The organism is Micrococcus terreus (assembly GCF_900116905.1).
In the GTDB taxonomy this organism is placed as follows: domain Bacteria; phylum Actinomycetota; class Actinomycetes; order Actinomycetales; family Micrococcaceae; genus Citricoccus; species Citricoccus terreus.
In genome coordinates, this window is record NZ_FPCG01000005.1 from 166,695 (window position 1) to 187,631 (window position 20,937).

Here is a 20,937-nt window from a genome sequence, read left to right on the forward strand (position 1 = left end):
TAGTGGGTTCGTATGGATGATGGTCTTCGCACAGAAAGTGCTCGGCCAGTCTAGTCCCGTGGACAAGCAGAAATCAAAAGCCTGTCATGGAGTGCACGGGACGGTCCTGAGCGAGCATCCGTCCCAGCTCGGCCGCGGCACCGGGGCGATGCTCGGTGACCAGCGCGGCCTGGCGCAGCACCTCTGGGGAGATCCCGCCCAGCCACACGCTGCCCAGCTCCGCCACGTCCATGCTGAGGTCCGGCGCGGCGGTGGACTCGGCGCGTGAGACCGTGGCCTCTCCCCCGACGACGTCCACGCGCCAGGTGCCCTCGGCCCACCCCATCGAGTCGGTCACCGTCAGGAGGATCGACCCGTCCTGGGACCAGGGACGCGCCGAGAGTGCCGCCGGAACGTCGAGGATCCGCAGCCAGAGCCGGTCCTGGGTGAAGGTCGTCCGGATCCGCCGGCGGTCCACCACCATCGCCTCGAGCAGACCATCGTCCGGTGCCGCCTGCCAGCTGATCCGGTCGATCAGGTCCAGCGATCCCAGGAACTGCCACAGAGCGCGGTGACTCTGCGCCGTCGTGGTGATGAGGGACTGGACCTCCATGGTCTGTGGCTTCTTCTCCCAGCCGCCGAAGCGATAGGTGACGAAGCCGCGGGGTCTGCCGCCGTCGTCGTAGTGGACGGCCGCGTAGAGGCCGGTGCCCTTCCCGCCGTTGCGGTGCAGGTTCGCGTCCGTCTCCTCCACCCGGTAGGAGGCCGTGCGCTCCACCGAGCCGGGGGTCTGCAGGTAGGCACGGCGATACAGCTCGTCGCCGAGCCCGTCCAGCTCGCGAGGCTCCACCAGCCGGACCGAACCGGTGGGGGCCGGTCCGCGGAGGGGCAGACCGCCCTGGACCTCGACCTCGATGGACCGGAAGGAGTTGGCCACGCCGAAGCCGAAGCGGGAGTAGATCCCTCCCTCGGAGGCCGTCAGCGCGGCGACCGGCACACCCCGGTCCAGGGAGGTCTGCAGGGACTCGCCCATCATGGCGCGCAGGATCCCCCGGCGCCGGTGGGTCGGGGACACCGTGACGTTGGAGATCAGCCAGGCCGGGACCTCACGTGCGCCGCCGACGTGCAGTCCCTTGACGAAGTCCACGAAAGTGCCCACCGGGTCGGTCTGGGCCGGGTCGGCGTCCTGGGGGTAGACGCCCAGGAACCGGCGTCCGTCCTGGAGGCTCAGGCCGAGCCACTGGTCCAGGGCCTCTCCGGTGGGCGGCTCCTCGTAGAAGCCCCGCTCCACGGTCCGGTACTGACGGGCTACGGCCGGGTTCTCGGCGGCGGAGACGCTGGACTGGGTGAGCTCACGCAGGATGAGGCCGTGCTCTGCCAGGGATGCTGAGGCTGGGGTGGGGGTGTCAGTGTGCGGCATCGTGCCAACTCTGCCCGGTGCCCACAGAGACGTCCAACGGGACAGTGAGGTCCGCGGCCCGTCCCATCCGTTCGGTGAGCAGTGTGGTGGCGGCCTCCAACTCCTCCACGGGCACCTCCAGGACGAGCTCGTCATGGACCTGCAGCAGCATCCGGGTGGCCATCTGCTCCTGCTCCAGACCGCGGGCCACATCCAGCATGGCCCGCTTGATGATGTCTGCGGCCGAGCCCTGGATCGGCGCGTTCAGGGCGGCGCGTTCGGCCATGTCCCTCAGCTGGCGGTTGTCGCTGTTCAGGTCCGGGAGGTAGCGGCGTCGCCCCTCGATGGTGGAGGTGAACCCGTCCTGACGAGCCTGTTTCACCACGTCCTGCAGGTAGTCGCGCACGGCGCCGAAGCGGTCGAAGTACCCCTTCATCAGCTGCCGCGCCTCGTCCACGGGGATCTGCAGCTGCTTGGAGAGCCCGAACGAGCTCAGCCCGTAGGCCAGGCCATAGCTCATCGCCTTGACCTTGGCGCGCATCTCGCCGGTGACGTCCTCCGGCTCCACGCCGAACACCTGGGCGCCGACGAACCGGTGCAGATCCTCGCCCTCGCGGAACGCCTGGATCAGACCGTCGTCCCCGGAGAGGTGGGCCATGATGCGCATCTCGATCTGGGAGTAGTCCGCGGTCAGCAGCCGGTGCCCCTCCCCCGCGACGAACACCTCTCGGATCCGGCGACCTGCCTCGGTGCGGACCGGGATGTTCTGCAGGTTCGGATGCAGGCTGGAGAGGCGACCGGTGGCAGCCGTGGTCTGCGAGTACGTGGTGTGGATCCGGCCATCCGGTGCCACCGACTCGCGCAGGCCCTCCACGGTCTGGCGCAGCTTGGTGGCGTCCCGGTGGCGCATCAGGTTCTCCAGGAACGGATGCTGGGTCTGGGCCAGCAGATCCTGCAGGGACTCGACATCCGTGGAGTAGCCGGTCTTGGTCTTGCGCGTCTTGGGCATGTCCAGCTGTTCGAACAGCAGGGTCTGCAGCTGCTTGGGGGAGCCCAGGTTCACCTTTGCCCCGCCGGTCTCCTCGGCCACGGAGGCCCACGCCGACTCCTGGGCCGCCTCGATCGCCTCGGTGAACTCCCCGTACAGGGTGTCCAGCTGCTGCCGGTCCACCTCGATGCCGGCCAGCTCCATCTGCACCAGCACATGGGCCACCGGGATCTCCAGGCCCTGCAGCAGCTGCTGACCACCGCGCTCCACCAGCTGCGGGGTGAAGGTCTCGGAGAGCCGGCGCACCATCCACGCGGATCGCACGGACTGCTCGGCCTGGGCGCGCAGCTGCTCGGCGGCGTCAGGGTCCGTGCCGTCCAGGTCCAGTTCGCCTTGGCCGCTGGACTGTCCCTGGTCCGGCTCCACCTCGAGGGTGGACTGCAGGTGGGTCTGCACCAGCGCATCGAGTCCGTAGGAACGGCGGTCCGGCTGGATCAGGTAGGCCGAGAGCGCCACGTCGTCCACCACACCGGCCAGGGTGATGTCCTGCCCCAGTCCGCTGCGGTGTCCCGCCGAGGCCAGGGCCTTGGCGGCGGCCTTCAGGTCATGCACGGCCTTGTCTTGGCCGGCATCGGCCAGATACCTCCCGACGACGGCCCCCACCTCCGTGCCTGCCGCACCGGTGTCCTCGCCCGGCACAGCGAGGGACACGTACAGACCCCGCTCCTCGGTGGCCAGGGCGACTCCCACGGGCACGCCGTGGTCTCCGGGGGCCGGCACCTTGCGCTTGGGCAGCAGCGCGGGACCATCGAGCACCACGTGCACGCCCATCAGCGCCGAGGACTCCTCCTGCAGGAACCGCTCCAGCTGGTCGGCGGACTCGGCGATCTCGAACTCAAGGGTCTCCTCGGCCTCGGGCGCCGGGGCATCCTCCCCGAGACGTTCGGCGATCGTGTCGAACAGGCGCTGGCGGACGGTGTTGAACTGCAGGGCGTCGAAGAGCTCCTCGACCGCCTCGCGGTCCGGCTGCTCCAGTGCGGTGGCCTCCAGGTCCACGGGCAGCTCCAGGTCGCGGATCAGGGCGTTGAGCCTGCGGTTGCGGCGCACATCCTCGGCGTGGGCACGCAGGTTCTCGCCGGCCTTGCCCTTGATCTGTTCGGCGTTCTCCAGCACCTGCTCGGAGGTGCCGTACAGGCCGATCCACTTGGCCGCGGTCTTGGGCCCCACTCCCGGGACGCCGGGCAGGTTGTCCGCCGTCTCCCCCACCAGGGCCGCCAGGTCGGGGTAGTTCGCCGGATCGACCCCGTACTTCTCGCGAATGGCATCAGCGTCCATGGGCGGGATGTCGGAGACGCCCTTCTTGGGATAGAGCACCAGGGTCTGGTCGGTGATCAGCTGGAAGGCGTCACGGTCGCCGGAGACCACGCGGGTCTCCCAGCCGACGGCCTCGGCGCGGGCGGCGAAGGTGGCCACGATGTCGTCGGCCTCGAAGCCGTCCATGGTCACGGTGGGGATGTTCATCGCCTGCATGACCTTGACGATCAGGTCCACCTGGCCGTGGAACTCCTCAGGGGTCTTGGACCGCCCCGCCTTGTACTCGGTGTAGTCCTCTGAGCGGAAGGTGGGGGTGTCCAGATCGAAGGCGACCGCCACGTGCGTGGGCCTCTGCTGGCGGATCATGGTCAGCAGCATGTTCGTGAACCCGTAGACGGCGTTGGTGTGCTGACCGGTGTCGGTCACGAAGTTCTCCACCGGCAGGGCGTAGAAGGCACGGAACGCCATGGAGTGTCCGTCGATGACGAGCAGGCGAGAGGGCGTGGCGGAATTGCTGGAGTCGGTCACGGGTGCCAGCCTAGTGCTCATGGACCAGCCCAGCGATGTCAGCTACACCCCCGGTGTCACCCCCCAGCCCACCCCCGAGGAACGGGAGGCGCTGATGCGGGCGCACGGCATCCCGCCGGAGATGTTCGACCGGATGGGACCCTTCGGGGTCAGCCCCCTGGCGGCGAAGATGGGCATCGTCTTCCAGGAGCTGACCGCAGATCTGCTGGTGGCCACCATGCCCGTGGCCGGCAACGAGCAGAACGCCGGGCTGCTGCACGGCGGTGCCCACCTGGTGCTCGGGGAGACCCTGGGTTCGGTGGCGGCCGTGCTGCATGCCCAGGAGAAGTTCGGCGAGCTTCGGCCGGTGGTCGGCATCGAGATCGGGGCTTCCCACCAGCGGGCGGCCGCCTCCGGCACCGTGACCGGGACCTGCACCCCCATCCACCGGGGGCGGACCCTGACGACCCACGAGATCGTGGTGACCGACGAGGCCGGGCGGCGACTGTCCACCATCCGGATGACGAACATGATCCTGGACCGGCCGTCGTCGTGACCTGCCTGCCGCTCACGTGCAGGTGAGAGCACCCGCCGGCGTGTAATCTGTAGAGGCCGCGTGACCGATCAGGTCGCGCAGCCAGGCCCGAATGGCGGAATTGGCAGACGCGCCGCACTCAAAATGCGGTACCTCACGGTGTGTGGGTTCAAATCCCACTTCGGGCACATGTCAGATCTTTCAGCTTCCGCGCCGGCTCCGGAGCGCCTGCGGGTCGTGGTGGCCGAGGACGAACCGCTGATCCGGATGGACATCGTGGAGATCCTCACCGCTGAGGGCTACCAGGTGGTCGGGGAGGCCGAGAACGGCCAGCGCGCCGTGGACCTGGCCCAGCAGCTGGTGCCGGACGTCGTGCTGATGGACGTGAAGATGCCCGTGCTGGACGGCATCAGCGCCGCCGAGCAGATCGCCTCGGAGAAGATCGCCCCGGTGGTCCTGCTGACCGCGTTCAGCCAGCGCGAGCTCGTGGAACGGGCCCGGGATGCCGGTGCCATGGCCTATGTGGTCAAGCCGTTCAGCGAGAAGGACCTGGTGCCCGCGATCGAGCTGGCCGTGGCCCGCTTTGACGAGCTGCGGGCCCTGGAGGACGAGGTGTCCGACCTCGCCGAGCAGTTCGCCACCCGCAAGATCGTGGAGCGCGCCAAGTCCCTGTTGACCTCGCAGATGGACATGAGCGAGCCGGAGGCCTTCCGCTGGATCCAGAAGTCCTCCATGGACCGTCGGCTGACCATGCGTGAGGTGGCCCAGACGGTCATCGACCAGATGGGCTGACCCCGCACCGGAAGCCGGTACGGGATCAGCGCGTTAGCGGCGGCGGGACCGGCTCAGTAGGCCGAGCGGGCGGGCCAGATGCCGACCGGCTCGTAGTACGGACGCTCGTAGCCCTCCAGAGTGGCACTGCTGTCCAGCAGGTCACCGATCCGGTGCACCTTGAGCGTGTTGGTGGAGCCGGCCTGTCCGGGAGGTGACCCGGCGGCGATGACCACCAGGTCGTTGATCTGGGCGATGCCGGCCTGGGTCAGTCCCTCGTCCACCTGTGCGGTCATCTTGTCCGTGGAGTCCGCGAACGGCACCATCCAGGGATGGACTCCCCAGGACAGGCACAGGATGTTGTGTGTGTGCTCCACATGGGTGAACGCGTAGATCATCTGCTGCGGACGCAGTCGGGACAGCCGCCGCGCGGAGTCGCCAGACCGGGTGAAGGTGGCCAGGTGCTTCACATCGAGCTGATTGGCGATCTCCACCGCAGCTCGGGTGATGGCGCCGCCGCGGGTCTTGGGGCGTGACCCCAGCGGCTGGATCCGGTCCAGCCCGTGCGTCTCCGTGGACTCGATGACGTTGGCCATCGTCCGCACGGTCTCCACCGGGTACTTGCCCACGGAGGTCTCGCCGGAGAGCATCACGGCGTCGGCGCCGTCCAGCACGGCGTTGGCGCAGTCGGAGGCCTCGGCGCGAGTGGGACGTGGATTGTCGATCATCGACTCCAGCACCTGGGTGGCCACGATCACCGGCTTGGCCCAGCGGCGGGCCAGCTCGATGGCACGCTTCTGCACCACCGGGACGTCCTCCAGGGGCAGCTCCACACCGAGGTCACCACGAGCGACCATGATGGCGTCGAAGGCGTCCACGATCTCGTGGATGGCCTCGACGGCCTGGGGCTTCTCGATCTTGGCGATGACGGGGATCTTCCGCCCCTTCTCCGCCATGATCTCGTGCACGCGGGAGATGTCCTGACCGGAGCGGACGAAGGACAGGGCCACCATGTCCACCCCCAGGTCCAGCGCCCAGCGCAGGTCCTCCTCGTCCTTGTCCGAGAGGGCTGGGACGTTCACAGCCACACCGGGCAGGTTGATGCCCTTGTTGTCGGAGACCTTGCCGCCGACCGTCACCTCGGTGATCACGTCGGTGTCGGTGACCTCCACGGCGCGCAGGGCGACCTTGCCGTCATCGATCAGCAGGGTGTCGCCCACGCGCACATCCTGCGGCAGACCGGCGAAGGTGGTCCCGCAGATCTCCCGGGTGCCCTCGACCTCACGATTGGTGATGGTGAAGGTGTCCCCGACGGCCAACTCGTGCGGCCCGTCGGAGAACCGCGCCAGACGGATCTTGGGTCCCTGCAGGTCGGCGAAGATCGCCACTGGCCGACGTGCATCCGCAGCGGCCTGGCGGACCGTGGTGTACGTCTGCTCGTGGACCGTGTAGTCGCCGTGGCTCATGTTCATCCGAGCGACGTCCACTCCGGCATCGATCAGGGCTCGGGTGTTGTCGTATCCCTGGGTCGCAGGACCGAAGGTCGCGACGATCTTGGCATGTCTCATGCAGTCAGCCTATCCAGCCCCGAGGTCCAGGGCGCACCGCGCTCTGGACTGGGGCCATTGTTCGTGTGGTGATGGTCTGAAGTTCATCGGCGGATCAGCCCACGCCGATGGCCCGGTCCTGGGGACGGACCGGTGAGGGCAGGCGCGTCCAGCCCTCCAAGTGGCGGTCCACGGCGGAGGCGCACGCCCGTCCCTCGGCGATGGCCCACACCACCAGCGATGCCCCTCGGCCGGCGTCGCCGCAGGCGAACACGCCTGGCACCTGGGTCATGTAGGTCTCGTCCCGGGCCAGCAGGCCGCGGTGGTCGCTCAGGCCCAGCTGCTCCTGCAGGCCGGTCTCCTCGACCCCGGTGAACCCCAGGGCCAACAGCACCAGATCCGCAGGGATCTCGTGCTCGGTGCCGGGGATCGGTCCGCGGGAACCGTCCGCACGGTACTCGGTCTCAGCCACCTTCAGGGCGCGCACCCGCCCGTGCTCATCGCCGAGGAACTCGACGGTGGAGGCCAGATAGGTGCGCGTGCCGCCCTCCGCATCGGCCGTGGACACCTCGAACACGTGGGGCGTCATGGGCCAGGGCTCGTTGGCCGGGCGCTGGCACGGCGGCTTGCGTCCAATCGCCAGCGTGGTGACCGAGGCGGCGCCCTGACGGTGGGCGGTGCCGATGCAGTCTGCACCCGTGTCACCGCCGCCCAGCACCACCACGTGGCGGCCCTCAGCAGTGATCTGGTCGGGGACCTCGTCACCGGCCACCACGCGGTTGGACTGGACCAGGTACTCCATGGCCGGGTGGATCCCATCCAGAGTGCGCCCGGGCAGCTCCAGCTCGCGGGGCCGTTGCGCTCCGGTGGCGACGATCACGGCATCGTAGCCGCGCCGCAGCTGATCCCAGGAGATGTCCGTGCCCACGTCCACACCTGTCCGGAAGCGGGTGCCCTCGGCCTCCATCTGCTCCAGACGACGGTCCAGGATGTCCTTCTCCATCTTGAAGTCCGGGATCCCGTAGCGCAGCAGGCCACCGATCCGGTCGTCGCGCTCGTACACCGCCACGGTGAAGCCAGCGCGAGTGAGCTGCTGGGCCGCTGCCAGTCCTGCAGGACCGGAGCCGACCACGGCCACCGTGTGGCCGTTGAGACGCTGAGGGATCACGGGCTCGAGCCAGCCGTTCTCGAACACCGTCTCAGCGATCGAGACCTCGACCTGCTTGATGGTGACGGCGGGCTGGTTGATGCCCAGGACACAGGAGCTCTCGCAGGGAGCCGGGCAGATCCGGCCGGTGACCTCGGGGAAGTTGTTGGTGGAGTGCAGCCGTGCGGCCGCCTCCTCCATCCGCCCTTGGCGCACCAGGTCGTTCCACTCCGGGATCAGGTTGCCCAGCGGACAGCCGGTGTGACAGAACGGCACTCCGCAGTCCATGCAGCGGCTGGCCTGGGTGCGGACCACAGACGGATCCTGGCGCTCATAGACGTCCTTGAAGTCCATGATGCGCACCGGCACCGGACGGGACGGGCGCTCCTGGCGCTCACGATGGGTCAGGAATCCACGGGGATCAGCCACGGGTCGCCTCCAGAATACGTGCCCAGGCGGTGTCCCCGTCCGGGTCGAGTCCCTCGTCCATGACTCCGGCGCGCGTGCGCAGCACGGCGTCGTAGTCGCGGGGAAGGACCTTGGTGAATCGGTCCAGGGAGCTGGGCAGGTCCGCCAGCAGTGCGGCGGCCACCTCCGAGCCGGTCTCGGCGTGATGCTGCTCCAGCAGGTCGGCGATGATGCTTCGGTCCTCCGGGTCCGGCTCCAGCAGGAGCAGTTCACCGGTGATCATCGCCAAGGGGTTCAGGTTGTCCCGGTCCAGGTCCAGGACCCAGGCCGTGCCGCCGGACATGCCGGCACCGAAGTTCCGACCGGTCCGGCCCAGGATCAGCGCCTGGCCGCCCGTCATGTACTCGCAGCCGTGGTCACCGATCCCCTCGACCACCGCTGTGGCTCCGGAGTTGCGGACCAGGAAGCGTTCTCCGACCCGGCCGCGCAGGTAGAGCTCACCGCTGGTGGCTCCGTAGCCGATCACGTTGCCGGCCACCACGTTCTGTTCGGCGGCGAATCCGGCTGAAGCGTCAGGTCGCACCACGATCCGCCCGCCGGAGAGTCCCTTGCCCACGTAGTCGTTGGCGTCTCCGGAGAGTCTCAGTGTCACACCGGCGGGAAGGAAGGCACCCAGGGACTGGCCGGCCTCCCCCTGCAGGTTGACCTCGATCGTGTCGGCGGGCAGGTCCTCGGTCAGACGCGCCCGCGTGACGTGGAATCCGAGCATGGTGCCCACAGCACGATCGGTGTTGATGATGCGCTCGGTGACACTGACCTTCTCACCGCGCTCCAGGGCCGGAGCAGCGGCCTCGATGAGCCGGTTGTCGAAGTGCTGATCCAGCTCGTGGTTCTGCGGTCCGACATTCAGCAGCGGCCCGGTCCCCTCCCGGTCCGCAGGGTCGTACCCGTCCAGGATCGCGGACAGGTCCAGCCCTGCGGTCTTCCAGTGGTGCTTGGACTCGTCCACGCCGAGGCATTCGATGTGGCCGATGGCCTCGTCCAGGGAGCGGAAGCCCAGTTCGGCCAGATACTCGCGCACCTCCTGGGCGATGAACTCGAAGAAGTTGACCACGAACTCGGGTCTGCCGGTGAACCGGCTGCGCAGCTCCGGGTTCTGGGTGGCCACACCGACCGGACAGGTGTCCAGGTGGCAGACGCGCATCATGATGCAGCCCGAGACCACCAGCGGTGCGGTGGCGAAGCCGTACTCCTCGGCGCCGAGCAGGGCGGCGATGACCACGTCCCGACCGGTCTTGAGCTGACCGTCCACCTGGACCACCACACGGCCACGCAGCCCGTTGAGCATCAGGGTCTGCTGCGCCTCGGCCAGGCCCAGCTCCCAGGGAGCACCGGCGTGCTTGAGCGAGTTCAGAGGTGAGGCTCCGGTTCCGCCGTCATGACCGGAGATCAGCACGACGTCGGCCTTGGCCTTGGTCACGCCAGCGGCCACCGTGCCCACTCCGGACTCGGAGACCAGCTTCACGTGGACGCGGGCCTCAGGGTTGGAGCGCTTGAGGTCGTAGATCAGCTCCGCCAGGTCCTCGATCGAGTAGATGTCATGGTGAGGCGGCGGGCTGACCAGGGAGACGCCCGGGGTGGAATGGCGGGTCTCCGCCACCCACGGGTACACCTTGGAGCCCATCAGCTGCCCGCCCTCGCCGGGCTTGGCGCCCTGAGCCATCTTGATCTGCAGGTCGTCAGCGGTGGCCAGGTACAGGCTCGTCACTCCGAAGCGTCCCGAGGCGATCTGCTTGATGGCGCTGCGCCGTTCCGGGTCCAACAGCCGCTCGGGGTCCTCTCCACCCTCGCCCGTGTTCGACTTGCCGCCCAGCCGGTTCATGGCGATGGCCAGCGTCTCGTGGGCCTCCCGGGAGATCGAGCCGTAGCTCATGGCGCCCGTGGAGAAGCGTTTGACGATCGCCTCCACCGGCTCCACCTCGGAGACCGGCACCGCTGGACGCGAGCCACGCTCCAGAGTCAGCAGCCCCCGCAGGGTCATCAGGTCCCGAGACTGATCGTCCACCCGGCGGGTGTACTCCTTGAACACGTCATAGCGGCGCTCCCGAGTGGAGTGCTGGAGCCGGAACACCGTCTCCGGATTGAACAGGTGCGGTGGGCCTTCCCGGCGCCACTGGTACTCACCTCCCACCTCGAGCTCGCGGTAGGGGTTGATGTCATTGCCGTCCGGCGGGTAGGCCTGCTCGTGTCGCGCTCGGTTCTCGGCCGCGATCACGTCCAGACCCACCCCGCCCATGGGCGAGTGGGTGCCGGCGAAGTAGCGGTCCACCACGGAGCGGGCCAGGCCGATCGCCTCGAAGGTCTGGGCACCGCAGTAGGAGGACACCGTGGAGATGCCCATCTTGGACATGATCTTCTGCACCCCCTTGCCCAGAGCCTTGATCAGGTTGCCGACCGCCTGCTCAGCGGTGAGGTCCTGCAAGGCGCCGATCCGCACGAGCTCCTCGGCGGACTCCATGGCCAGGTAGGGGTTCACGGCCGAGGCGCCGTAGCCGATCAGCACCGCCACGTGGTGCACCTCGCGGACGTCTCCGGCCTCGACGATCAGCGAGGTGCGGGTCCGGTTGGCCGAGGCCAGCAGGTGGTGGTGGACGGCCGAGAGCAGCAGCACTGACGGGATCGGCGCCCACTGGGCGTTGGAGTCACGGTCAGACAGGACCACGTAGTGCACTCCGCGGTTCACCGCGGCCGAGACCTTCTCACAGATCTCGGTGAGGCGGGCCTCCAGGTCGGCTGCGCCGCCGTCGGGCCGATAGAGCCCCCGCACCTTCAAGGCCACGCGGGTGCCGTCGTCGTCCCTGAGGTTGGCGATCTGCGCCAACTGGTCATTGTCGATCACCGGGAAGTCCAGGTTGATCTGACGTGTGCGCACCTGGCGAGTGGAGAGCAGGTTCCCGTCCGGCCCGATGGAGGTGCGCAGCGAGGTGACCAGCTCCTCGCGAATCGCGTCCAGCGGAGGGTTGGTCACCTGGGCGAAAGACTGGGTGAAGTAGTCGAAGAGCAGCCGCGGCCGCTGGGAGAGCACCGCAATGGGGGTGTCCGTTCCCATGGCACCCAGGGGCTCTGCGCCGGTGGCCGCCATCGGCTTGAGCAGCACCCGAAGCTCTTCGGAGGTGTACCCGAAGGTGCGCTGACGGTGCTGGATGGAGGTGGACGAGGGCAGCACGTGCTCGCGCTCAGGAAGAGAGCCCAGGTCCAGCAGGTTCTCCTCGACCCACTGCTGCCAGGGCTGCGCCGAGGCCACCTCGGACTTGATCTCGTGGTCCTCCACGATCCGACCTTCAGCGGTGTCCACCAGGAACATCCGCCCCGGAGCGACCCGACCCTTGCGCACCACCCGAGCCGGTTCGATCTCCACCACACCGACCTCAGAGGCCAGCACCACCAGGCCGTCGTCGGTGACCCAGTACCGGGCCGGACGCAGACCGTTGCGGTCCAGCACGGCGCCGACCTGAGTGCCGTCGGTGAAGGAGACCGCCGCCGGGCCGTCCCAGGGCTCCATGAGCATGGAGTGGTACTGGTAGAACGCCCGACGGGCCGGATCCATGGTGGCGTGGTTCTCCCACGCCTCCGGGATCATCATCATGATGGCGTGGGCCAGCGGACGCCCGGAGAGCATCAGCAGCTCGGCGACCTCGTCGAAGGAGGCCGAGTCCGAGGCGCCCGGCGTGCAGATGGGGTAGAGCTCCTCGGGCACCTCCCCGAGCAGCTCATGCGCCAGCATCGACTGGCGGGCCCGCATCCAGTTGCGGTTGCCCTTGACCGTGTTGATCTCACCGTTGTGGGCCACCGTGCGGAAGGGCTGGGCCAGTGGCCAAGACGGGAACGTGTTGGTGGAGAAGCGTGAGTGCACGATCGCCAGGCGCGTGGCGAATCGGGGGTCGGAGAGGTCGGGGTAGAAGGGCTCGACCTGGGCGGTGGTCAGCATGCCCTTGTAGACGATGGTCTTCGAGGAGAGCGAGGGGAAGTAGACCCCGAGCTTGTTCTGGGCCAGCTTGCGCAGGCGGAAGGCCCGGGCGTCCAGGCTGCCGACCGCATCGGAGACATCGGCGCTCCGGAGGAAGAGCTGGACGAAGCGTGGCATGCAGTCCCGTGCCGAGCGGCCGATCACCGAGTCGTCCACCGGGACCTCACGCCAGCCGAGCACCTGCAGACCCTGTGCCTGAGCCAGACTCTCGACTCCGGTGACACAGGCGGAGAACTCGGCGTCGTCGTCGGGAAGGAAGGCGGTTCCGGCGGCGTACTCTCCCGGTGCCGGCAGCGGGAAGTCCACCACGGCCCGGAAGAACTCGTCAGGCAGCTGGGTCAGCAGTCCCGCGCCGTCTCCGGTGCCCTCGTCCGCGCCGACGGCGCCGCGGTGCTCCAGGTTGCGCAGCGCGGTGAGCGCGTGCTCCACGATGTCATGCCCCGGGGTGCCGCGCAGAGTGCTGATCACGGCCAGTCCACAGGCGTCCCGCTCCTGGTCGGGGCGGTAGAGGCCCTGTTCACCGGGACGCGAGGCGAAACGGTTGAACGGGTTCTTGGGGTCCCGGGCCAGCTGAGCCTCGGCGGTGTCGGCCGGCAGCGGGGTGCCCTCAGGCTGCTGGCCGTCGGCCTCGGGCTGCTGGGCGTGATCGGACGTCATGACGTCGGTCCTTCCTGTGGGCGACGGGAGTCGCGGGGAAGGGGACGTCGTTGGCCCCGGTCCAGGACGGCGAGGCCGCCCGGGAACAATGTGCAATGCGGTCGATCCTAGCGGCCAGGCTCGCATGCCTGTGCCGTGTGTCACTCCTGTGACGCAGTGTTGCGCGAGGCCTGTCCCGGTGTCCGATCCGCCGGCTCCACGGGGGTCGTCTCCAGTGCGCCAGGATCGCTCTCCTCGACCGCGTCCGGCTCCGGCTCGCGTCCGGGCAGCCACACGGAGTCGGCTTCGGCACGCCCCTCCGGGGTGCGCGGGCGGGTGGCCCAGAGCCAGATCAGGAACGCCACCGCGATCAGGAACAGCAGCAGTGAGGTCCACACGTTCAGCCGCTCGGTGATCCCCAGGATGGTGATCATCTCGGCGTCGTCGATGCGCAGGCGCTCGATCCACACCCGTCCGGCCGTGTACCAGGCCACGTAGGCCCAGAGCATCATGCCGCGGCGCAGGCGCAGACGCCGGTCCAGCAGCAGCAGGATGGCCACGCCGAGCAGGTTCCAGAGCATCTCGTAGAGGAACGTGGGGTGGAACAGGGTCCCCGACATGTACTCGGTGGGGAAGTTCGGATGATCCGACGAGACCTGCAGGCCCCACGGCAGATCGGTGGGCCCACCGAAGAGCTCCTGGTTGAAGTAGTTCCCCAGCCGTCCGATGGCCTGGGCCAACAGCACGCCCGGGGCGACCACATCGGCGTAGGCCGAGAGCTTCACTCCGTACCGGCGGCAGCCGATCCAGGCTCCCACGGCACCCAGCGCCACAGCACCCCAGATGCCCAGGCCGCCTTCCCACACACGCCAGATCCTGGTCAGGTCACCGGTGCCGTCGAACCCGGGTCCGAAGTAGGCGTCCGGGGAGGAGAACACATGGTACAGACGAGCGCCGACCAGCCCGAACGGAATGGCCCAGAGGGAGATGTCCACGACTCGCCCCTCGGGACCGCCGCGGGCGGCCCAACGGCGGGAGGCCAGCCACAGTGCCACGATGATCCCGGCCAGGATGCACAGGGCGTAGGCATGCAGCTTCGTGAAGCCCAGGTCGAATCCGTCCCAGGTCGGGGCCGGGATGGCGGCGGGGACCACGACGGCGGCCAGCGGGCTCACGCGGTGGCCTCGCGCTGGGTGCCACGTGCCAGGTCTGCGGCGAGCCGGCCGACGGCGGCCGGTCCCCCGTCACGCAGGGCGGCGACGAGGGCGGTTCCCACGATGGCACCGTCCGCGTACCGGCCGATCTCCCGGATGTGCTCCGGGCGGGAGACGCCCAGTCCCACGCAGACGCGGGGAGCGCCGGCCTCATGGGCGGCGGCGACCACGGACTCGGCGGCGTTGGACACCTGGTCGCGGGCACCGGTGACGCCCATGACCGAGACGCCGTAGACGAAGCCACGGGAGACCTCGGTGATCAGCCGGACCCGTTCCGGGGTCGAGCTGGGGGCGGTCAGGAAGATCCGGTCCAGTCCGTACCGGTCCGAGGCCGCGAACCACTCCTCGGCCTCCTCGGGAACCAGGTCTGGCGTGACGATGCCCGCTCCCCCGGCCTCGGCCAGACGACGGGCGAAGGCGTCCACGCCCATCCGGCCCACCAGGTTCCAGTAGGTCATCACCACCACCGCCGCGTCGGTGCGCTCGGTGACGGCGCGGACGATCTCGAAGACCTGATCCACGCGGAACCCGTCCGCCAGGACCTGGCTCGTGGCGGCCTGGATGACCGGACCGTCCATCACCGGGTCGCTGTAGGGGATCCCGATCTCAATCACGTCCGCGCCGTTGCGCCCCAGCTCCACGGCGGCCTCGATCGAGTCCTCCACCGTGGGGTATCCGGCCGGCAGGTAGCCGATCAGGGCGGTGCGGCCCGCTGCGCGAGCCCGCTCGATCGCCTCGGTGGTCAGGGAGCGGACGGAGGAGTCCTGGGTACGGCTCGTGTCCTGGGGGGTCGATGCGCTCATCAGTCCTGTGCTCCTTCGGGTCGAGCGGCCACGGCCGCGGCGTCCCCGCCTTCGGGCGTGGGGGCATCGGGCAGCATGTCGAACCACTTGGCGGCGGTGGAGACATCCTTGTCACCACGGCCGGAGAGGTTGACGACGATGATCCGCTCCTGCCCCGACGGGGTGTCTGCTGAGACCTCGCCGGCGTCCGCCCACCGCCGGGCCAGGCGCAGGGCACCGGCCAGGGCGTGGGATGATTCGATGGCCGGAATGATCCCCTCGGTCCGGCACAGCCGTTCGAAGGCGGACATGCATTCGTCGTCGTTGACCGGCTCGTAGATCGCCCGTCCGGTGTCATGCAGCCAGGCGTGCTCTGGGCCCACCGCGGGATAGTCCAGCCCCGCGGAGATCGAGTGGGAGTCGATGGTCTGCCCATCCTCGTTCTGCATCAGGTAGGTGCGCGCGCCGTGCAGCACGCCGGTGCGGCCCAGGGTGATCGAGGCGGCGTGCCGCCCGGTGTCCATGCCTTCGCCACCGGCTTCCAGTCCGTAGAGCTGGACCTCAGGGTCGTCCAGGAACCCGTGGAAGATGCCCATCGCGTTGGAGCCCCCGCCCACGCACGCCATGACGGCGTCCGGCAGACGGCCGGTCTGCGCCAGGACCTGTGCCCGGGCCTCCTCCCCGATGACCCGGTGGAACCACCGCACCATCGCCGGGAAGGGAGCCGGTCCGGTCACCGTGCCGAGCAGGTAGTGGGTGGTCTCCACCGAGGCGACCCAGTCACGCAGCGCCTCGTTGATGGCGTCCTTGAGCGTCCGGGCCCCGACGGTCACGGGCACCACCTCAGCCCCGAGCAGACGCATGCGGGCCACGTTGAGGGCTTGGCGCTGGGTGTCGGCCTCCCCCATGTACACGGTGCACTCCATGCCGAACAGCGCGGCCGCGGTGGCCGTGGCCACTCCGTGCTGCCCCGCTCCGGTCTCGGCGATCAGTCGGATCTTGCCCATGCGCCGCGCCAGCAGCGCCTGGCCGATGACGTTGTTGATCTTGTGGGAACCGGTGTGGTTCAGGTCCTCGCGCTTGAGGAAGATGCGCACCCCGGGCACTGCTGCGGCGAAACGCGGGACCTCGGTGAGCAGAGAGGGGCGGTTGACGTAGTCGGCATACAGCGACTCCAGTTCAGAGATGAACTCCGGATCCTCCTGAGCCTGCTGGAAGGTGCGGTCCACCTCGTCCAGTGCGGCGATCAACGACTCCGGCATCCACCGACCGCCGTAGGGGCCGAAGTAGGGTCCCTGCTGACCCTGGTAGGGCCCGTCGTGCTGCAGATCGGGCTGCTGGGTGAACGGTGTGGAGTCAGTCATGGACCTGCTCGTCTCCTGCGGGTGGTGCGGTGGGTATGGGACCGAGCCTCGGCTGAGGGTCAGCGGACGGCCGCGGAAGCGGACCGGAAGTCCCGGATGGCCTGAGCCGGATCGCCGTGGCGGACCAGGGCCTCGCCGACGAGGATGGCGTCCGCGCCGTGACGGGCATACTCGGCCACGTCCTGTGGTCCGTCCACGCCGGACTCGGCGATCTGGACCACGTCCGAGGGCAGCAGAGGCGCCAGACGACCGTAGGAGGAGGGATCCACCTCCAGGGTCTTCAGGTTCCGGACGTTCACCCCGATGATGCGCGGCTTCAGGGCGGCCGCGCGTTCGATCTCCTCCGGGGTGTGCGCTTCGATGAGGGCGTTCATGCCGAGCTCATGGGTCAGGTCGAGGAAGTCTCGCAGCTGGGCGTCGTCCAAGGCGGCGACGATCAGCAGGACCAGGTCGGCGCCGTGGGCGCGGGCCTCATGGATCTGGTACTCGTCCACCGTGAAGTCCTTGCGGAGCACGGGGATGTCCACGGCCGCACGCACGGCATCCAGATCAGCCAGAGAGCCGCCGAAGCGTCGCTGCTCGGTGAGCACGGAGATCACGGCTGCACCACCGCGCTCATAGCTGCGGGCCAGGTCAGCCGGCGCGGCGATGTCCGCCAGGGCCCCCTTGGAGGGACTGGAGCGCTTGACCTCGGAGATCACGCGCAGCCCGGAGGCATCGGATCGACCACCGCGCAGTGCAGCCCACGCGTCACGGGCCGGCGTCACCTGGAGGGCCCGCTCGCGCATCTGCGCCAGGGAGGTCTCCCGACGACGCGCCTCCAGGTCCTCTCGGACGCCGACGATGATGTCGTCGAGGACTGTGGGCATCAGTGGCGGGCGATCTGAGAGTTGTCCACGCCCTTGCCGGCCTTCTTCAGCACGAATCCGGCGATCAGACCGGCCACGATGAAGGCACCGCCCACGATCACGACGATCCAGGTCTCGGAGAGCATGCCGAACATGATGATGACGGCACCCACGATCGCCAGCAGCACCAGAGCCCAGCTGGCCACGGAGTTGCCGTGGCCGATCGGCTCGGCGTGGGTGGGGTCGTTCAGCACCCGGCCGTCGTCGGTGATGGTCAGCTCACCGCCGCGGCGATGGGTGCCGGTGTGGTCGGTCGTGTGCGAGGTCGACATGACCCTGCCTTTCCTGAGGTGGGATGCTGCGCGACGCCCCTGGCCACTCCCGGGAGGAGCAGCGCCTCGTGTGCGCAGTCGTGTCATCGTGTCTTGCTGTCATTCTGCCACGACGCGCGGGGTGACCCGGTGGATGTCTCCCGTCATGTCCCCGGCGGTGGACGCTCCAGGCCTCAGGTGGGGTCATTCCCCCGTGAGAGCTGGTCCCAGGCGTCGATCTCATCCAGATCCTCGTCCGGTCTGCTCTGCTGAGTGCGGGCCGGTCCGTCCTGGTGACGGGACGCGATGGAAGGGTCAGCGGACGAGCCCGTGTCATACCGTCGGCTGGTCAGAGCCCACCGACGGCCGAAGACCAGTACGGCCACGCCGCAGAGCGCCAGGGCAACGGACACCGCCAGGGCGATCCACGGCCAGACGGTCACGACGTACTCGGACGCGAGGGCTGTGGTGCCGGTGGCACTGCCGACAACCGACTGGGCCGCCGCCGCGGGGTTGGCCGCGACCTGCACAGAGGCCACTGCCCCGGCCAGTCCGGCCAGGACCAGCAGAGCGGCGATCACCGTCCGTGCGACACGACGGGCGATGGACAGCGCCGCACCGCCTGCCATGCCGACCAGCGCCATTGCCGGGACCACGGCGGCCGCGTCATTGCCGGTGGTAGCCACCGAGGTCTCGGACAGACCGTCGAGACCAGAGGCCTGGACCCAGGTCTGGGCACCGGCACCCAGCAGGGCTGCTCCAGCGGCCACGGCCCACAGGACGGCGGTGCGGCGGGTCACCGCGCCGCGTCGGACCGGCCGGCCCACCTGCTGCACCTCCTCGCTCATGCCGACCCCCGCTCGCTGGCGCTCAGGTCCGTGAGGGAACCGGCCGCCAGCACCGCCCGCATCGGCGCGCTGGCCTTGGTCACCGTCTCCTCGGCCTCCGTCAGCGGAACGGAGTCCGCCACGATCCCCGCGCCGGCCTGGACGTAGGCCATGCTGTCCACCAGCAGCGCCGAGCGGATGTTGATCGCCATGTCCATGTTCCCGGAGAGGTCGAAGTACCCCACGACACCCCCGTAGGGGCCACGACGCTGAGGCTCCCACTCGTCCAGCAGCTGCAGGGCCCGGGGCTTGGGAGCCCCGGAGAGGGTGCCGGCCGGGAAGGCGGCGGCCAGCACGTCCAGCGCCGAGACCGAGTCGTCCAGTCGCCCCTCCACGTGGGAGACCAGGTGCATGATGTGGCTGAAGCGCTCCACCTCCATGAACTGGGTGACCGAGACGGTGCCCGGACGGCAGACCTTGGAGAGGTCGTTGCGGGAGAGGTCCACGAGCATCAGGTGCTCGGCGCGTTCCTTCTGGTCATTGACCAGGCTCTTCTCCGCCAGGTGGTCCTCCTCCACCGTCGCACCGCGGGGGCGGGAGCCGGCGATCGGGTGGGTGACCACGCTGCCGTCCTTGACGGTGACCAGCGCCTCGGGTGACGAACCCACGATCTGGTACTGGCCGCCGTCGGGCCGTTCGAAGGTGAACAGGTACATGTAGGGGCTGGGATTCATGGCGCGCAGCACCCGGTAGATGTCCAAAGCGGAAGCCGTGGTCTCGGTGCTGAACCGCCGGGAGACCACCACCTGGAAGACCTCGCCGTCCACGATCGCGCGCTGGGCCTTGGCCACCGCGTCCAGGAAGCCCTCCTGGGTCCAGGAGTCCTGGATGTGGGCGGCGACGTCGATGTCCTGCCAGTTGCTCGAGGCCGCGGAGACCGGGTCCGCCTGCGGCTGGCGCAGTCGGTCCGCCATGTCCTCCAGCCGGTCCACGGCGTGCTGCCAGGCCTGCTCGGCACCGGACTCCAGACCGTCCTGGTTGATGGCATTGGCCGCCAGGGTGACGGTGCCGTCCACGGTGTCATGCACGGCGAGGTCGGTGATCAGGTTCATCGCCAGCTCCGGCAACCCGAGGTCATCCGGCGGGGGTGTGGGCAGATGCTCCCAGCGGCGCACCGTCTCCCACCCCAGGAATCCGGCCATCCCGGAGACGAGGTTGGGCAGTTCCGGGTGTGCCTGGTCGCCGGTGCCGGCCGAGAGGTGCTCGAGGGTGGCACGCAGCACCTGGAGCGCGTCGCCCTGCCGGGGAACCCCTGCGGGCGGCTCCCCCTGCCAGTGCGCCTGTCCGTCCCGGGTGGTGAGTGTGGCCGAGCTGCCGGCGCCGATGAAGGAGTACCGGGACCACACCCCGCCCTGCGCGGCCGACTCCATCAGGAAGGTGCCGGGGCGGTCGTCGGCGAGACGGCGGTAGATCCCCACGGGGGTGAGGGCGTCGGCCAACAGGGTCAGCGTGACCGGGATGACCCGACGACGTCCGGCCAGTCCCACGAACTCCTCGCGGCTGGGGGTGATGGTGCCGAGATCACGCACGGGGGTCCTCCTGGGTCGGCTCGGGGATGGAGACCGGCAGCTCACGGCCGTCGAAGCAGCTGCGTGTGCCGGTGTGGCACGCCGGGCCGATCTGGTCGACCTGGACCAGCAGGGCGTCCGCGTCACAGTCCAGGGCGACGGAGACGGTGCGCTGTTCATGTCCGGAGGTGTCCCCCTTGCGCCAGTACTCCTGACGGGATCTCGACCAGTACCAGACGCGACCGGTGGTCAGGGTGCGGTGAAGTGCCTCATCATCCATCCACCCCAGCATGAGCACCTCTCCGGTGTCATGCTGCTGGGCGATCGCCGCCACCAGTCCGTCCGGGGTGCGAGTGAGCCGATCGGCGATCTGCGGGTCCAGCGTGTCCATGGTGATCCAGTCTAGGTGTACCCGGCCAGGAGGTTGGTGGCGGTAGGGCTGGGTTGAATGTGGGAGAACCTCCGGGTGTGATGTGGCTTGTCTAAGGCCCACGTCGTCCCGGAGGTTCTCATGTCCCACGGTAGTGCCCGGCTGACTGTTCATGGTCGCCGTTTGATTGTCCAGCGCCATCAGCAGGGCTGGAAGCAGGCTCATATCGCCGCCGCGATGGGAGTCTCACGTAAATGCGTGAAGACCTGGATCGACCGGTTCGCCGCCGAAGGCGAACCTGGACTGGCCACCCGGTCCTCCAGGCCGCATTCGATGCCGACCAAGACCAGCGCAGAGACCGAAGCGAAGGTGCTAGCTGCCCGCGCTGAGAATCG

At 68.9% G+C, this 20,937-nt stretch carries 16 protein-coding genes and 1 tRNA gene; 4 read left to right on the forward strand and 13 right to left on the reverse strand.

Going from position 1 to position 20,937, the window contains the following annotated elements; genetic code table 11:
• Positions 1 to 73: 73 nt before the first annotated feature.
• Positions 74 to 1,399 carry a GNAT family N-acetyltransferase gene (locus tag BM355_RS08085; protein ID WP_091697052.1) on the reverse strand — a complete coding sequence of 442 codons (1,326 nt, stop codon included), beginning with the start codon at positions 1,397 to 1,399 and terminating at the stop codon, positions 74 to 76.
• Complete coding sequence (polA, locus tag BM355_RS08090; protein ID WP_425435613.1) at positions 1,386 to 4,208, reverse strand: DNA polymerase I; 2,823 nt, start codon at positions 4,206 to 4,208, stop codon at positions 1,386 to 1,388. The genes BM355_RS08085 and polA overlap by 14 nt, the downstream gene beginning before the upstream one ends.
• Before the next feature lie 19 nt (positions 4,209 to 4,227).
• On the opposite strand from polA, the gene BM355_RS08095 reads away from it, so the two are divergent.
• The 3 genes from BM355_RS08095 (at position 4,228) to BM355_RS08105 (ending at position 5,514) form a co-directional block, all read left to right on the forward strand.
• A complete protein-coding gene (locus tag BM355_RS08095) occupies positions 4,228 to 4,743 on the forward strand; it encodes a hotdog fold thioesterase (protein WP_245760675.1) in 516 nt (171 codons plus the stop codon).
• An 85-nt stretch (positions 4,744 to 4,828) separates the two neighbouring features.
• Positions 4,829 to 4,910, forward strand: a tRNA-Leu gene (locus tag BM355_RS08100).
• A gap of 1 nt (position 4,911) precedes the next feature.
• Positions 4,912 to 5,514, forward strand: coding sequence for an ANTAR domain-containing response regulator (locus tag BM355_RS08105; RefSeq protein ID WP_091697059.1), 603 nt, complete (start codon positions 4,912 to 4,914; stop codon positions 5,512 to 5,514).
• Between the two features lie 53 nt (positions 5,515 to 5,567).
• Here the strand turns inward: BM355_RS08105 and pyk are convergent, their stop codons facing one another.
• The 11 genes from pyk to hisI all read right to left on the reverse strand — a co-directional run bounded on the left by pyk (position 5,568) and on the right by hisI (position 20,563).
• Positions 5,568 to 7,061 (reverse strand): pyruvate kinase, encoded by a 1,494-nt coding sequence (gene pyk, locus BM355_RS08110; RefSeq protein ID WP_091697061.1) that lies wholly within the window; start codon positions 7,059 to 7,061, stop codon positions 5,568 to 5,570.
• A 94-nt stretch (positions 7,062 to 7,155) separates the two neighbouring features.
• Positions 7,156 to 8,616, reverse strand: coding sequence for a glutamate synthase subunit beta (locus BM355_RS08115; RefSeq protein WP_091697064.1), 1,461 nt, complete (start codon positions 8,614 to 8,616; stop codon positions 7,156 to 7,158).
• Positions 8,609 to 13,279: a glutamate synthase large subunit gene (gltB, locus tag BM355_RS08120; protein ID WP_091697066.1), complete on the reverse strand. Its 4,671-nt coding sequence runs from the start codon at positions 13,277 to 13,279 to the stop codon at positions 8,609 to 8,611. The genes BM355_RS08115 and gltB overlap by 8 nt, the downstream gene beginning before the upstream one ends.
• A gap of 140 nt (positions 13,280 to 13,419) precedes the next feature.
• Positions 13,420 to 14,424, reverse strand: a complete 1,005-nt coding sequence (gene lgt, locus BM355_RS08125; RefSeq protein WP_091697142.1) for a prolipoprotein diacylglyceryl transferase — start codon at positions 14,422 to 14,424, stop codon at positions 13,420 to 13,422.
• Between the two features lie 5 nt (positions 14,425 to 14,429).
• Complete coding sequence (trpA, locus tag BM355_RS08130) at positions 14,430 to 15,275, reverse strand: tryptophan synthase subunit alpha (protein ID WP_091697069.1); 846 nt, start codon at positions 15,273 to 15,275, stop codon at positions 14,430 to 14,432.
• Positions 15,275 to 16,618 carry a tryptophan synthase subunit beta gene (gene trpB / locus BM355_RS08135; RefSeq protein ID WP_091697072.1) on the reverse strand — a complete coding sequence of 448 codons (1,344 nt, stop codon included), beginning with the start codon at positions 16,616 to 16,618 and terminating at the stop codon, positions 15,275 to 15,277. The genes trpA and trpB overlap by 1 nt, the downstream gene beginning before the upstream one ends.
• A 59-nt stretch (positions 16,619 to 16,677) precedes the next feature.
• Positions 16,678 to 17,487: an indole-3-glycerol phosphate synthase TrpC gene (gene trpC, locus BM355_RS08140; protein WP_091697074.1), complete on the reverse strand. Its 810-nt coding sequence runs from the start codon at positions 17,485 to 17,487 to the stop codon at positions 16,678 to 16,680.
• Positions 17,487 to 17,798 carry an HGxxPAAW family protein gene (locus tag BM355_RS08145; protein WP_091697076.1) on the reverse strand — a complete coding sequence of 104 codons (312 nt, stop codon included), beginning with the start codon at positions 17,796 to 17,798 and terminating at the stop codon, positions 17,487 to 17,489. The genes trpC and BM355_RS08145 overlap by 1 nt, the downstream gene beginning before the upstream one ends.
• 173 nt (positions 17,799 to 17,971) lie before the next feature.
• The gene (locus BM355_RS08150; RefSeq protein ID WP_091697078.1) at positions 17,972 to 18,625 is read right to left on the reverse strand and encodes a Trp biosynthesis-associated membrane protein; all 654 of its coding nucleotides are present in this window, start codon (positions 18,623 to 18,625) and stop codon (positions 17,972 to 17,974) included.
• Positions 18,622 to 20,193 carry an anthranilate synthase component I gene (locus BM355_RS08155; RefSeq protein WP_091697083.1) on the reverse strand — a complete coding sequence of 524 codons (1,572 nt, stop codon included), beginning with the start codon at positions 20,191 to 20,193 and terminating at the stop codon, positions 18,622 to 18,624. Before BM355_RS08155 ends, BM355_RS08150 begins: the two co-directional genes overlap by 4 nt.
• On the reverse strand, positions 20,186 to 20,563 hold the full coding sequence (hisI, locus tag BM355_RS08160) for a phosphoribosyl-AMP cyclohydrolase (protein WP_091697085.1): 378 nt from the start codon (positions 20,561 to 20,563) through the stop codon (positions 20,186 to 20,188). Before hisI ends, BM355_RS08155 begins: the two co-directional genes overlap by 8 nt.
• A gap of 120 nt (positions 20,564 to 20,683) precedes the next feature.
• Between hisI and BM355_RS08165 the strand changes: the two genes are divergently transcribed.
• Positions 20,684 to 20,937: leucine zipper domain-containing protein (locus tag BM355_RS08165; protein WP_143109451.1), on the forward strand; the 254-nt coding region annotated here is incomplete at its 3' end.